This is a genomic window from Neptunomonas japonica DSM 18939 (assembly GCF_000422765.1).
In the GTDB taxonomy this organism is placed as follows: domain Bacteria; phylum Pseudomonadota; class Gammaproteobacteria; order Pseudomonadales; family Balneatricaceae; genus Neptunomonas; species Neptunomonas japonica.
Map to the genome: position 1 here is coordinate 23,527 of NZ_AUGR01000005.1, position 13,035 is coordinate 36,561.

At 42.8% G+C, this 13,035-nt stretch carries 18 protein-coding genes; 12 read left to right on the top strand and 6 right to left on the bottom strand.

Annotated features, from left to right (window positions below):
- Positions 1-4 precede the first annotated feature (4 nt).
- The 6 genes from G511_RS0104270 to G511_RS0104295 form a co-directional block, all read right to left on the bottom strand.
- Positions 5-247 (bottom strand): BolA family protein, encoded by a 243-nt coding sequence (locus tag G511_RS0104270; RefSeq protein ID WP_028468537.1) that lies wholly within the window; start codon positions 245-247, stop codon positions 5-7.
- Between the two features lie 84 nt (positions 248-331).
- A complete protein-coding gene (locus G511_RS21755) occupies positions 332-658 on the bottom strand; it encodes an STAS domain-containing protein (RefSeq protein ID WP_036551246.1) in 327 nt (108 codons plus the stop codon).
- Between the two features lie 3 nt (positions 659-661).
- Entirely contained in the window at positions 662-1,291 is a 630-nt protein-coding gene (locus G511_RS0104280) for an MlaC/ttg2D family ABC transporter substrate-binding protein (protein WP_028468538.1), read from the bottom strand.
- 14 nt (positions 1,292-1,305) lie between these two features.
- Positions 1,306-1,764, bottom strand: coding sequence for an outer membrane lipid asymmetry maintenance protein MlaD (gene mlaD, locus G511_RS0104285; protein WP_028468539.1), 459 nt, complete (start codon positions 1,762-1,764; stop codon positions 1,306-1,308).
- 3 nt (positions 1,765-1,767) lie between these two features.
- On the bottom strand, positions 1,768-2,550 hold the full coding sequence (mlaE, locus tag G511_RS0104290; RefSeq protein ID WP_028468540.1) for a lipid asymmetry maintenance ABC transporter permease subunit MlaE: 783 nt from the start codon (positions 2,548-2,550) through the stop codon (positions 1,768-1,770).
- Positions 2,550-3,371: an ABC transporter ATP-binding protein gene (locus G511_RS0104295; RefSeq protein ID WP_036551249.1), complete on the bottom strand. Its 822-nt coding sequence runs from the start codon at positions 3,369-3,371 to the stop codon at positions 2,550-2,552. Before G511_RS0104295 ends, mlaE begins: the two co-directional genes overlap by 1 nt.
- A 182-nt stretch (positions 3,372-3,553) precedes the next feature.
- On the opposite strand from G511_RS0104295, the gene G511_RS0104300 reads away from it, so the two are divergent.
- The 12 genes from G511_RS0104300 to yjgA all read left to right on the top strand — a co-directional run bounded on the left by G511_RS0104300 (position 3,554) and on the right by yjgA (position 13,032).
- Positions 3,554-4,510: a calcium/sodium antiporter gene (locus G511_RS0104300; protein WP_028468542.1), complete on the top strand. Its 957-nt coding sequence runs from the start codon at positions 3,554-3,556 to the stop codon at positions 4,508-4,510.
- Positions 4,511-4,526: 16 nt separating this feature from the next.
- Positions 4,527-5,513, top strand: coding sequence for a KpsF/GutQ family sugar-phosphate isomerase (locus tag G511_RS0104305; protein WP_028468543.1), 987 nt, complete (start codon positions 4,527-4,529; stop codon positions 5,511-5,513).
- 178 nt (positions 5,514-5,691) lie between these two features.
- Positions 5,692-6,261 (top strand): LPS export ABC transporter periplasmic protein LptC, encoded by a 570-nt coding sequence (lptC, locus tag G511_RS0104315; RefSeq protein ID WP_028468544.1) that lies wholly within the window; start codon positions 5,692-5,694, stop codon positions 6,259-6,261.
- Positions 6,251-6,757, top strand: coding sequence for a lipopolysaccharide transport periplasmic protein LptA (gene lptA, locus G511_RS0104320; protein ID WP_028468545.1), 507 nt, complete (start codon positions 6,251-6,253; stop codon positions 6,755-6,757). The genes lptC and lptA overlap by 11 nt, the downstream gene beginning before the upstream one ends.
- Before the next feature lie 5 nt (positions 6,758-6,762).
- Positions 6,763-7,491, top strand: a complete 729-nt coding sequence (gene lptB, locus G511_RS0104325; RefSeq protein ID WP_028468546.1) for an LPS export ABC transporter ATP-binding protein — start codon at positions 6,763-6,765, stop codon at positions 7,489-7,491.
- 67 nt (positions 7,492-7,558) lie between these two features.
- Complete coding sequence (locus G511_RS0104330) at positions 7,559-9,061, top strand: RNA polymerase factor sigma-54 (protein WP_028468547.1); 1,503 nt, start codon at positions 7,559-7,561, stop codon at positions 9,059-9,061.
- 43 nt (positions 9,062-9,104) lie between these two features.
- Positions 9,105-9,395, top strand: a complete 291-nt coding sequence (gene hpf, locus G511_RS0104335; protein WP_028468548.1) for a ribosome hibernation promoting factor — start codon at positions 9,105-9,107, stop codon at positions 9,393-9,395.
- 19 nt (positions 9,396-9,414) lie between these two features.
- On the top strand, positions 9,415-9,873 hold the full coding sequence (gene ptsN / locus G511_RS0104340) for a PTS IIA-like nitrogen regulatory protein PtsN (RefSeq protein ID WP_028468549.1): 459 nt from the start codon (positions 9,415-9,417) through the stop codon (positions 9,871-9,873).
- Positions 9,874-9,883: 10 nt separating this feature from the next.
- Complete coding sequence (gene rapZ / locus G511_RS0104345) at positions 9,884-10,741, top strand: RNase adapter RapZ (protein ID WP_028468550.1); 858 nt, start codon at positions 9,884-9,886, stop codon at positions 10,739-10,741.
- Between the two features lie 36 nt (positions 10,742-10,777).
- Positions 10,778-11,047 carry an HPr family phosphocarrier protein gene (locus G511_RS0104350; RefSeq protein ID WP_028468551.1) on the top strand — a complete coding sequence of 90 codons (270 nt, stop codon included), beginning with the start codon at positions 10,778-10,780 and terminating at the stop codon, positions 11,045-11,047.
- A 101-nt stretch (positions 11,048-11,148) separates the two neighbouring features.
- Positions 11,149-12,501: a magnesium transporter gene (gene mgtE, locus G511_RS0104355; protein ID WP_028468552.1), complete on the top strand. Its 1,353-nt coding sequence runs from the start codon at positions 11,149-11,151 to the stop codon at positions 12,499-12,501.
- 3 nt (positions 12,502-12,504) lie between these two features.
- The gene (yjgA, locus tag G511_RS0104360) at positions 12,505-13,032 is read left to right on the top strand and encodes a ribosome biogenesis factor YjgA (protein ID WP_028468553.1); all 528 of its coding nucleotides are present in this window, start codon (positions 12,505-12,507) and stop codon (positions 13,030-13,032) included.
- Positions 13,033-13,035 lie beyond the last annotated feature (3 nt).

Genomic DNA, 13,035 nt, shown 5'->3' on the forward strand with positions numbered 1-13,035 from the left:
TTGGTTAGCTTTGCAGTGCAGCCCACTGTTCAGGTGTATAGGTTTTAATAGTTAGCGCATGAATAGTGCCATCAGCAATATATTCATTCAGGCACTGATATACCAACTGCTGCTTTTTAACTGGCATCAAACCGGCAAATTTATCATTAATAACAGTAACTTCGAAGGAACAACCTTCCCCTCCAGTGATCACTTGCGAGCCTTGCAGCTGCGATTCAATAATTTGTTTTACTTCTTCAGCGGTCATGAAGCGCTCCGGGGTAAGTTACGTTTGTAATTGAGGGGCGCAATGATAACGAATTAGCGCTTAAAAGGCGAAATTAATACCCGACTAGCTGTCTGTCAAAGAGCACCCTGTAATACTCAAGCCTACAAGATCAGCAATCGCTACCATATCCTTTGGTAAGTTTATAAATGTCATTTTCTTATTTTGTTCTTTAGCTAATCTTAAAAAACATAAACAGAGGGACAAAGATGAACTATCCACTTTTTTTACATTTGAAAAATCCAGAACACAGTCCCCAGCTTTAGCCGAGATCTCTGCTTCAGTCACTTTCCTGACACTATCAATACGAGGAAAAACCAAATCACCCGTTAATGTAATTTGGTTTAGCTCGTTATTAAATTCTGCTTTTAGTGTGTTCTTTTGTTCAATCACAGGCTAGTTCTTTGTACGTTTATCATCAATCTTTGCTTCCCAAGAATCAACAACACGCCCTACATCATATCTTGAGCGCTGCATCATTTCATAAAACTGATTTTGGAATGTAATTCTTAAGTTGATGCCATTCAGCATCACATTCACTAGTTTCCAATACCCCTCAGACTTAACCATATAGTTAACTAAGGTATACCCAACACCCGCTTTAGATACCACATTAACAGAAACAATTTGCTTACTATCAACTGGGCTCACAATATTTGCGCCAACTAAGTCATAGGTATCCACATCAAACTCAAGCAATGATTTCGCATATGTTCTTATCAGCGTCTGCTTAAAGACAACCGCAAACTTATTACGCTGAGCATCACTAGCTTGGCGGTAATACTTACCCATAACCCACTTCGAGATGTACTCAAAATCTACATCTCTATCAACTATTGCCTCTATATCTTGAATCACTGATTGAAGATCAACCGGCTCTTGAGCACGATGTTCATCGATAACAACAATCATATCTTCAATTGTTTGGCGAACCTCGACACTCGCTTCTTGCCAGGTAGCCTGAGCTGTCAAAGACTGAAAAGCCAAGCTCATCCCGAGCAAAAAAGTTAGAAAAAAGCGTTGCATTGAGAGGGCCTCTCCTAGTTATTCACTTTATTAAATAAAAACTTACCGATCAGATCTTCTAGAACAAGTGCTGATTGGGTGTCATCGATATAATCACCATCTTTAAGGCTATCTTCCTCAAAACCAACGGAGATACCTATATACTGTTCTCCCAACAACCCTGCTGTCAGAATTTTTGCTGAGCTATCGATAGACAAGTAATCAATGTCAGAATAGATATCCATAGTAACAAGAGCAACTAAGCGCTGTGTATCAATTTTAATGCTTTTAACTTCGCCAATCTGCACGCCTGATAGCGTAACTTTAGCACGAGAAGTCAACCCACCAATATTTTCAAACCGTGCATGGACTGTGTAATCATCCTGTTGAGCCGATAACTTCAAACCACTTACATTCAGAGCCAGCCCCAACAGTGCCAACACTCCTAGCACCATAAAAAAACCAACCATTATTTCTATCCATCGCATACGCATTTCTTATAAATCCCCAAACATCAATGCGGTTAAAATAAAGTCCAGCGCTAGAACCGCTAAAGACGAATAAACAACGGTACGAGTCGTTGCCTGACTAATACCTTCCGACGTTGGAACACAATCATACCCTTGAAAAACAGCAATCCAAGTTACAACGATGCCAAAAACAATGGCCTTGATCACACCATTGAGCACATCTTCAGAAAAATCTACAGAATTTTGCATGTTTGACCAAAAAGATCCTTCAAAGATCCCAAGCCATTCAATACTGACTAAAGCGCCTCCCCAGATCCCAACCATTGCAAAAATAATTGCTAAGACTGGCATACAGATAAAACCTGCCCACAACCGAGGAGCCACAATGCGACGCAAAGGATCTACACCTATCATTTCAAGGCTGGACAACTGCTCAGTGGCCTTCATCAAGCCTATTTCGGCTGTTAACGCTGACCCTGCTCGACCAGCAAACAACAATGCTGTCACAACAGGCGCTAACTCTCGAACTAAACTAAGCGCCACCATCTGTCCAACTGCTTGCTCTGACCCATAATCAACAAGAATAGTATAGCCCTGCAAACCTAGCACCATGCCAATAAACAGGCCAGAGACAATAATAATAACCAGTGATAAAACGCCTACAAAATAAATTTGCTTAAGCAGTAAAGGAAACATTACAACAGGTGTAGGCTTTGCAACTAATGATTGCCAAACAACACCACCTGCACGCCCTATACCAGCCAAACGATCCAACATAGCACGCCCAAGCGAGCCAAATTGATTAAGCATTATCGCTTCTCCTGAGCGCAAAGGTCTTCTAACATGTCATCATCAGAAAAGTGAAAGGGAACAGGCCCATCGGGCAACCCTTGCATAAACTGCTGAACTTGATCGGTCTTATCACTCAACAAAGCTTGTGGTGTTCCTGATGCAATCACTTGCCCATCTGATAATAAATAAATGTAATCTGCGATACTCATTGTTTCTTGAATATCATGGGAAACAATAATGCTTGTGTGCCCCAACGCCTGATTTATCTTTCGAATAAGATTAACAAGAACACCTTTAGCAATAGGGTCTTGTCCAGTGAAAGGCTCATCATACATCACGATATCTGGATCCAAGGCTATTGCTCGCGCTAGCGCTACGCGTCTTGCCATCCCCCCAGACAACTCGCTCGGCATTAAATCTCTGGCACCGCGCAACCCAACAGCCTGTAACTTCAATAATACAATATCTCGTATCATGTCTTCTGGTAACTCAGTATGCACCTTGATCGGAAACGCTACATTTTCATAGACGCTCATATCTGTAAACAATGCACCACTTTGAAACAGCATCCCCATTCGTTCACGCAAAGTGAACAACTGCTGACGAGAAATCCGATGCACATCTAAGCCATCTATTTTCACATAACCAGCATCTGGGCGAAGCTGACCACCAATCAGTTTAAGTAGCGTTGTTTTACCCGTTCCTGATGGCCCCATGATAGCTGTAATTTTCCCACGAGGAATTTTCATATCCACATGACGAAAAATTTGTCGAGCGCCACGACTAAAACCCAACCCACGAATATCGATAATTGATTCTAGACTGTTATTAATCGACATATTTTCAAAGCCTTTTCCCTGCCATATCAGAAGGGGTTAATGATCCGATTTCCCATATAGAAATACCGCGCAGCACTATAGCATTTACTGCACAAAACATGAACAGACCATCCTTTTAACTTGCACCAAATTTTGGTTCTGATTTAATAAGCCGTTTTTAACTATTAGGCACAATAAATACTATGTTATTCCCGATTTTATCTATCATCGCTGGGCTAATCATTTTAGTCTGGAGTGCTGACCGCTTTGTGATAGGGGCTGCTGCAACAGCAAAGAACTCGGGAATGTCTCCTATGTTAATCGGCCTTACGATCGTTTCATTTGGCACATCAGCCCCTGAAATACTCGTCTCTATTATGGCATCCATTAATGGATCCGGCAGTTTAGCCGTTGGCAACGCGTTAGGCTCCAATATTGCGAACATCGGCCTAGTACTAGGAATCACCGCCATTATCGCGCCCCTTCCTGTAAAATCAGCGGTTCTGCGCAAAGAAATACCACTACTCCTGAGCATCACCCTCCTAGCAGGCGCCGTACTTTATAACCTAAATATCACATTATTTGACGGCATTTTATTACTCGCTTCATTAGCGATTTGCCTTGTCATGTTTGCCAAGTTCCAAAAAAGCAGCCCCCCTACAGATCACATCTCTGACGAAGCCGAAGAAATTCCTGAAATGAGCACTGGCAAAGCACTTTTTTGGCTCATACTCGGCCTAAGCTTACTCGTAGCAAGTTCTCGCATGCTGGTATGGGGAGCGGTAGAGATAGCAACTTACATAGGGGTTTCAGAGCTAGTGATAGGGCTAACGATCGTTGCCATAGGCACCAGCCTTCCAGAATTAGCAGCCTCAGTTGCCAGCGCGCTGAAAAACCATCACGATATAGCACTAGGGAATATTGTTGGTTCTAATATATTTAATATTGCAGCAGTCATGGCAATCCCAGGCTTAGTTAGCCCCATCACACTTGATTCGATAGCTTTTAATCGCGATTATATGGTGATGCTAGGTTTAACTGCATTACTGCTAGTATTCTGCCTTTTACAACGACCAGCTAAAATCAATCGAGTAGAAGGCGGCTTATTAACCGCTGCATATGCGGGATATATGTTTGTGTTATACACTATGTCAACCTGATTAGAAGCCGAGAACAATGAATAAAACAAATGACAATATCAAACCATTTATTGCATCTGCTATACGCACCATCAAACTGGAAGCAGAAGCCGTAAACGATTTATTGAGCTATCTCGACAACAATTTTGAAAGTGCGTGTCGCCTCATGATGGAATGCACTGGCCGTATTATTATTACAGGCATGGGAAAATCTGGACATATAGGCAATAAAATTGCTGCAACCCTAGCCAGCACAGGATCGCCTGCTTTTTACGTACACCCTGGCGAGGCGAGCCATGGCGACATGGGAATGTTTACCTCTAACGATGTGGTATTAGCGCTGTCTAACTCAGGTGAAACATCTGAAATTGTAACCATACTGCCGTTAATAAAGCGTATGGGAGCCCCCCTTATAAGCATCACAGCCAATCCACTATCTACGCTTTCCCAAGCAGCGAATGCGAATTTACATATAGGTGTAGAAAAAGAAGCGTGCCCTCTAGGATTGGCACCAACATCCAGCACGACTGCACAATTAGTATTGGGCGATGCGTTAGCGATTGCCTTATTAGAAGCCAAAGGCTTTAGCGCCGAGGACTTTGCATTTTCACACCCAGGCGGAAGCCTAGGTAGAAAACTATTATTGAAAGCCAAAGATATAATGCACTCTGGTATAGACATCCCTATTGTTCAGCATGGTACGACCATCAATAAAACACTTATTGAGGTAACTGAAAAACGCTTAGGTATGACAACCGTGGTAAACGAACGTGGAGCACTAATAGGCATCTTCACAGATGGCGATTTACGACGCACACTTGATCAAGAACTCAATCTCAAAACAACACCCATTGAAGAGGTGATGACACATCAGTGCACCACAATTTCTGGAGATTTGCTCGCCGCTGAAGCGTTAAAAATCATGCAGGACAAAAAGATCAATGCACTAATCATATGCGATGACGACAACCGGCCAATCGGCGCATTAAATATGCACGACATGCTTAAAGCTGGTGTTATTTAATGCTAAGAATTGAGGTCCCAGCGCCAATAACGCAAGTCTCAAATAGAGCACCAGCTGAAATTTGGGAAGTAACAGCGCACACGGCCTCAACGACTACTGGTGTAGCTCGTGAATTTTTTGAAGCAATTTTTAAGGCTAAACACCAATTAGAGAGTGCTTATGAGAGGTTCTTATAAGCATGTTACTGACGCGCAGCAAAACCAGGATTTCTTTGGCAATATTGCTACTGTTGCCTCTCTTTTTTTATTGGATTATCAACTCCGATTCCAATATAGAAGACACCTTTGACGCTGAAATAATCAGCGGCGTTGATTACTTTATGAAATCAGCTACCAGTAAAGAATTCAATGAAAATGGAGAGCTTCTGCGTACGCTTAGTGCAAACGAGCTTAACCATTTCCCAAGAGCAAAACGCACTACACTGAAACAACCTCATATTACTTTAATGGCTGATAATAGTGTCCGCTTAAACAGCAAAAGCCTTTCAGGCATTGCTTATGATAATATCGACCGCTTCGACCTTGTTGAACAAGTTATCGTCACGCATAATCCAACAAGCCCGATACCAAGTGTATTAAAAACATCAAGCCTGAGCCTATACCAAGCTCAAGGAACGGCAAAGACAAACGCGCCCGTTGAGATCACCCAACAATCCAATACAACAACAGCTACGGGCATGATTATTAACTATAAAATGAATACATCTGAATTACTTTCTGATGTAAAAGGCACTTTCCATGCTAAATAACAGGTCATTAATACACCTCTTTATGCTTATCAGTGTATTGTTCAGCTCATTTTGCTTGGCGCTCCCAACCGATCGCAAGCAGCCTATTCATATAAGTGCGGACAGTGCTCGCATTGACGATAATACAGGTACAACAACATACAAAGGCAATGTCTTAATGACTCAAGGCAGCATGGAAATTCGAGCAGCAAAGGTCGACCTATATCGTAAAAAGGATGATGTAAGTCTAATCATCGCAACGGGGAGCCCGGCCAACTTTCGTCAAAGACCTTCAAAAGACCAACCGATCACTAACGCTTTTGGCGAAAAATTAGAATATAAAATTGCTGAACAAACCGTCACGATTACGGGTCAAGCGCGAGTAGAGCAAGACCGAGACACCTTTAGCGGTGAACGTATCGTTTACCAAATGAAAAAAGCCATCGTCAATGCATACAGCGGATCTGGGTCCTCAGGGCAACGTGTAAAAATGATTATTCAGCCTAAGGCCAATTAATACAGATGAGTACTCTTCTTCAAGCGCTACACCTAGCTAAATCATACAAAAAAAGACATGTAGTTCGCGATGTCTCCCTGGAAGTTAGCAGTGGTGAAATCGTTGGGCTTCTAGGCCCAAACGGTGCAGGAAAAACCACATGCTTTTATATGATTGTAGGGTTAGTTAATACCGATAAAGGCGCTATACGCATCAATAGCGATGACGTTACACAACTACCTATGCATGAGCGCGCCCGCAAAGGAATAGGCTACCTACCACAGGAAGCGTCTATCTTTCGCAAGCTTAGCGTACAAGACAACCTACTCGGCATATTAGAGATGCGTAAAGAACTATCAACAGAGCAGCGCAGCGAAAAGCTAGAAAGTCTCATGAACGAGTTCCACATCACACATTTGCGCGACAGCCTAGGCATGAGCTTATCAGGCGGAGAGCGTAGGCGTGTAGAAATAGCCCGAGCGCTGGCCTCTGAACCTACCTTTATTCTATTGGATGAACCATTTGCTGGCGTTGACCCTATATCTGTAAATGACATAAAGCAAACAATAAAGCACCTACAGTCTAAAGGTATTGGTATTTTAATTACTGACCACAATGTGAGAGAAACACTCGATATTTGTGAAAAAGCCTATATTGTTAGTGAAGGCGTTATTCTTGCTCAGGGGACACCAGAAGAGATACTGTCAAATGAGCAAGTAAAAGCAGCCTACTTAGGACATACATTTACACTTTGAATATCACATTGTAAATTTCACATTCTAAGTAAAATGAACTGCCTTATTGGAGCAACCTTGTAGTTATATGAAGCAATCATTGCAACTCAAAATGGGTCAGCACTTAACAATGACCCCTCAACTACAGCAAGCTATTCGTTTGTTGCAGCTGTCCACACTCGACCTCCAGCATGAGATACAGGAAGCATTGGACAGCAATCCGATGCTCGAAACTAGTGATGATTCTGATGAAACGCATCAACCAGAAGTACAGCAAGAAATAACCACCCCAAGTGAAGATAATAACCTCTCACAACCCAGCGCCTCTAGTGACGAAAATATAGAGAACTCAGCAGAAGATCAGTGGAGCGACAACATCCCTACTGAACTCAGCACTGACTCTTCATGGGAAGATACTTATCAAACGGGGACAAGCAGTAGCAACCAACGAGATGACGATTCATTTTTCGAATCTAACGATTCAGCAGAAGAAACACTGCAAGACCACCTTAATTGGCAGTTAAACTTAACGCCAATGGGTCCCGCTGACCGCTTAATTGCTGAAGCAATTATTGACGGTGTTGATAACGAAGGGTATTTACGCTCCTCTACAGAAGAGATTCTTGAGCATTTTAAAGAGAGCGAACCTGCTTTATTTGCCGAATCTGAGCTCGATGAAGTAGACGCGGTATTACACAGAATTCAACAGTTTGATCCTCCTGGTGTTGCTTCTCGTGATTTGGGCGAGTGCTTAAGCATTCAACTACGCCAACTACCGTCAGATACACCACTGCTCCCACAAGCGCTGACATTGTGCAAACAGTACATTCACCTGCTAGGTACTCGAGATTATAAACAGCTACTACGAAAACTGCGGTTAAAAGAGCCTCAGCTACAGGCTATAATTCTCTTAATACAATCACTGAACCCCTATCCCGGTTCTCATATTTCTAGTTCAAAAGCTGAATACGTCACCCCTGATGTTTATGTTGAGAAATTCCAAGGGGTTTGGACTGTACGGTTAAATCAAGAAGCATCTCCCAACCTGAAAATTAATACAAGTTATGCTGACCTAATCCGTCGAGCTGACAGCAGCGCTGATAACACCTACCTGAAGAACCACTTACAAGAAGCTCGCTGGTTTATAAAAAGCCTACAAAGCCGTAATGAAACACTACTAAAAGTGTCTAGTCAGATTATCGAGCGCCAATCAGAGTTCTTAGAACATGGCGATGAAGCCATGAAGCCAATGGTGTTGCACGACATTGCAGAAGCAGTAGAAATGCATGAGTCGACTATTTCTCGTGTTACTACACAAAAGTATATGCACACCCCGCGCGGCATATTTGAGTTGAAATACTTCTTCTCTAGCCATGTAAGCACCAATGATGGTGGCGCAGCATCCTCTACAGCTATTCGCGCCGTTATTAAAAAAATGATTTCTTCTGAAAATACTGCAAAGCCGTTGAGCGATAATAAAATTGCCCAACTGCTAGACCAAGAAGGAATTCAAGTTGCAAGAAGAACTGTTGCAAAATACCGAGAAGCGATGGGCATTGCTCCTTCTAATGAAAGGAAGTGTCTGGTTTAATATTAAGTTATAACGACATACGTCGTTTTAAAAGGAGATACCTATGCAAATCAATATTACAGGTCATCATGTAGAGCTTACTGAACCGCTTTCTGAATACGTACATACGAAATTTGAGAAACTTGAGCGACATTTCGATAACATTACCAATGTACAAGTCACACTAAGCATAGACAAGCAACGTCAAAAAGCTGAAGCGGATATGCACATCGCCGGCGGCGAAATCTTTGCCACAAGCGAACAAGATGATATGTATGCTGCCATTGATGGATTGATCGATAAGTTAGATCGCCAGGTCATCAAACACAAAGAAAAAACTAAAAGCCACAAGTAACCTTTAAAACTGAAATCACATGCCCATTCTGTCACTATTATCACCAGAGCGAGTTCTTCAAAATATTGAAGGAGGAAGCAAAAAACGTATCATTGAGCTTGTCAGTAAGGTCATTGCTGAGTCAAACAATGATCTCTCTGCAGAAGCAGTATTTAGCGGCCTCATCGGCAGAGAACGCTTGGGTAGTACCGGCATAGGTGAAGGTGTGGCCATTCCACACTGTCGCCTTGCCAACGTCAAAACGGCCACTGGTGCACTCATATACTTATCCAAGCCCATTGATTTTGATGCTATAGATAACCGCCCAGTCGACTTATTATTTTTCCTACTCGTTCCCGAAGAAGCATGTGACGACCATTTAAGTACGCTCGGGAAATTGGCTGAAGTATTCAGTCAGGAAGAGTTCCGAGACAAACTAAGAAATACACATTCAAATCAGCAACTCTTAGACGTTGCTACTCAACTGTTTCGCATTTAGAGTTGGATCTATGAAATTAGTGATCATTAGTGGGCGATCAGGCTCAGGTAAAAGCACGGCTCTACAAGCCCTCGAAGATGTTGGCTTCTATTGCATTGATAACCTTCCGGCCAAATTGCTGCCAAACTTAATTGATCATATGCTGGAAGATGATGCACAGCTTAACCGTATAGCTGTGTGCATAGATGCTCGTAATCTATCAAGTAACCTAGAAAAATTGCCGAGTATTTGGCGAGACTTCAAAAAGCACCCGAAAATCACAGTTGAACTACTTTATGTTGATGCTTCTCACGACACGCTATTAAAAAGATACAGCTCAACAAGACGACGCCACCCGATGGCAGAGTTAGTCAGCAACCTCCCTGACTCTATTGACTATGAACGTACATTATTAGAACCCATTGCCGACCTTGCTGACCTGCGAATAGATACAACACTACTGTCTATTTACGAACTACGTGACATCATAAAACTGAGAATTTCTGAACGAAAAGAACAATCGCTTTCTTTACAGTTTGAGTCATTTGGTTTTAAACATGGCGTCCCTATGGATGTCGATATTGTTTTTGATATGCGTATTTTACCTAACCCATACTGGGTAGCTGAACTTAGAAAGCACACAGGACTCGACCAACCTGTAATCGACTTCCTTAGCCAAGAAAGTGACGTAAACGCCATGATAAAGGACCTTCAAGAGTACTTAGATAAATGGCTACCACACTTCATGCAAAACAACCGCAGCTATGTCACTGTAGGGATCGGCTGCACAGGCGGCCAACACCGTTCAGTTTATATCACTGAGCAACTAGCTAGCCACTTTAAATCTTATATGGATAGCGTGAACATCAGGCATCGCGAGCTGCACTGAGCGCTCGCCACCATTGCACAGAGGAAATAAAGCGCTATGCTCGAACTAAAAATCACTATTATCAACAAGCTAGGCTTACATGCGCGTGCTGCTGCGAAACTCATTAATACGACTTCTAGATTTGCCTCTGACGTACGCTTAGTTAAAGAGGGCCGCGAGGTTGATGGCAAGAGTATTATGTCGGTCATGATGCTGGCTGCAAGCAAGGGTACAGAACTCACTGTCATTGCTACGGGTAGCGATCAAGATGATGCTATTTCTGCCATTGAAACACTTATCAACAATCGCTTTGATGAAGATGAATAACCCTAGATTCACGCATAGCAATTACTGAATACAACTCATCTATCCGCTATACTACAGCGACATAAAATATTGTACCGTGCGTTTTCGCAGTTAAGGGTATTATGGCTACTAATGACGAAACTACAGCACTGGACAAACTCAATCGAGCGCTGGACAGTGGTGCCTTTCAACAGGTGCGCTTCACTCTAAACAATTCGCTTCGCCCTGCCGAAGTCGCACACTTACTAGAGCAGTCTCCGCCGAAAGAGCGCGAAATTTTATGGAATCTAATTCATACCGACAACGAAGGTAAAGTACTCCAGTATCTTGCTGATGATATTCAAGCAGACATTCTCAGCAAAATGGATACCGACCATGTCTTGGCTATCACCGAGTCACTAGACACCGATGATGTAGCAGACGTTTTACAGCAGCTACCAGAGCGAGTAACAAGAGAACTGCTGAAGATCATGGATCAGCAGAATCGTGAGCGCTTAGAAGTTGTCCTGGCCTACCCGGAAGATACTGCCGGCGGGTTGATGAATACAGACACGGTGACTATTCGTCCAGACATTACTGTTGAGACAGTATTGCGTTATATTCGTCGCCATAATGAAATACCTGAAATGACAGACAGCTTATTTGTCGTCAGTCGAAGAAAAGAATCTTATATCGGGATTCTGCCACTCACTAAGCTGCTCGTATCTGACCCCAATATTACTGTTCGTGAAATAATGAACACTGATATTAAGCCGATTCCAGCAGAGATGCCTGATGATGAAGTTGCTTCGCTCTTTGCTAAACATGATTTAGTATCGGCACCTGTTGTAAACAAAAAAGGCAAACTTCTTGGCCGAATCACCATCGATGATGTTGTCGATGTAATTCGTGAAGACGCTGACCACTCCATGATGAGCATGGCAGGTCTTGACGATGATGAAGACACCTTTGCGCCACTGATGAAAACAACCCGACGAAGGGCGGTGTGGCTAGGCATCAACCTAATTACGGCGCTGACCGCATCCGCTGTTATCGGCATTTTTCAAAACACGATTGATAAAGTGGTCGCACTTGCTGTTCTTATGCCGATAGTCGCCTCTATGGGCGGTATTGCAGGGAGCCAAACCCTAACACTGATGATTCGCGGGCAAGCACTAGGGCATGTTGAGCGCTCAAATGCTGGCTGGTTACTAAACCGTGAATTATTAGTCGGCGGTTTAAACGGTGTACTTTGGGCACTTGTCGTATCGGCGGTATCGATATACTGGTTCGAAGATACCACCATCGGTTTAGTAATTGGTTTAGCCATCATCATCAACTTAATTGCTGGAGCACTGGCTGGTACTGTACTCCCGCTGGCCCTCAAATCTTGGGGCATTGACCCCGCCTTAGCTGGAAGCGTACTCCTAACCACTATTACTGATGTGGTGGGATTTTTTGCATTTCTAGGACTGGCAACCTACTTCTACGGATAAAAAATGAACGAAGATAATTTCGACAACTTAGATAATGATGATGAAGACTTTATTAGTCGCTCTCAGATAAAACGTGAAGCAGAAGCTCTACAAAAGTTAGGCGAGCGTCTAGTTGACCTAAAACCAGGGCAACTCGATAAACTCCCTATCGATGAAACACTTCGCCATGCCGTGGATGAAGCAAAAAAATTACCACACCGCAGCGCCTTACGCCGACAAATGCAGTACATCGGGAAGTTAATGCGCTATGAAGATGGTGAAGCTATAGCAAACGCTATCGAACGCTTTGACGTCACAAAAGAAGCTCACAACAAAGTTTTTCATAAGCTTGAAAAATGGCGTGATCGTTTAATTGAGAATAACAAAGATAATACAATGCTAGATGTCATTATCTCTGAATACCCTCACACGGATATTCAGCATTTACGACAACTAGTAAGAAACGCTCAAAAAGAAGTATCGCAAAACAAACCGCCGGCCGCTGCACGTAAGCTATTTAAATACTTACGAGAACTAGAAGAAAACCCATAGTCA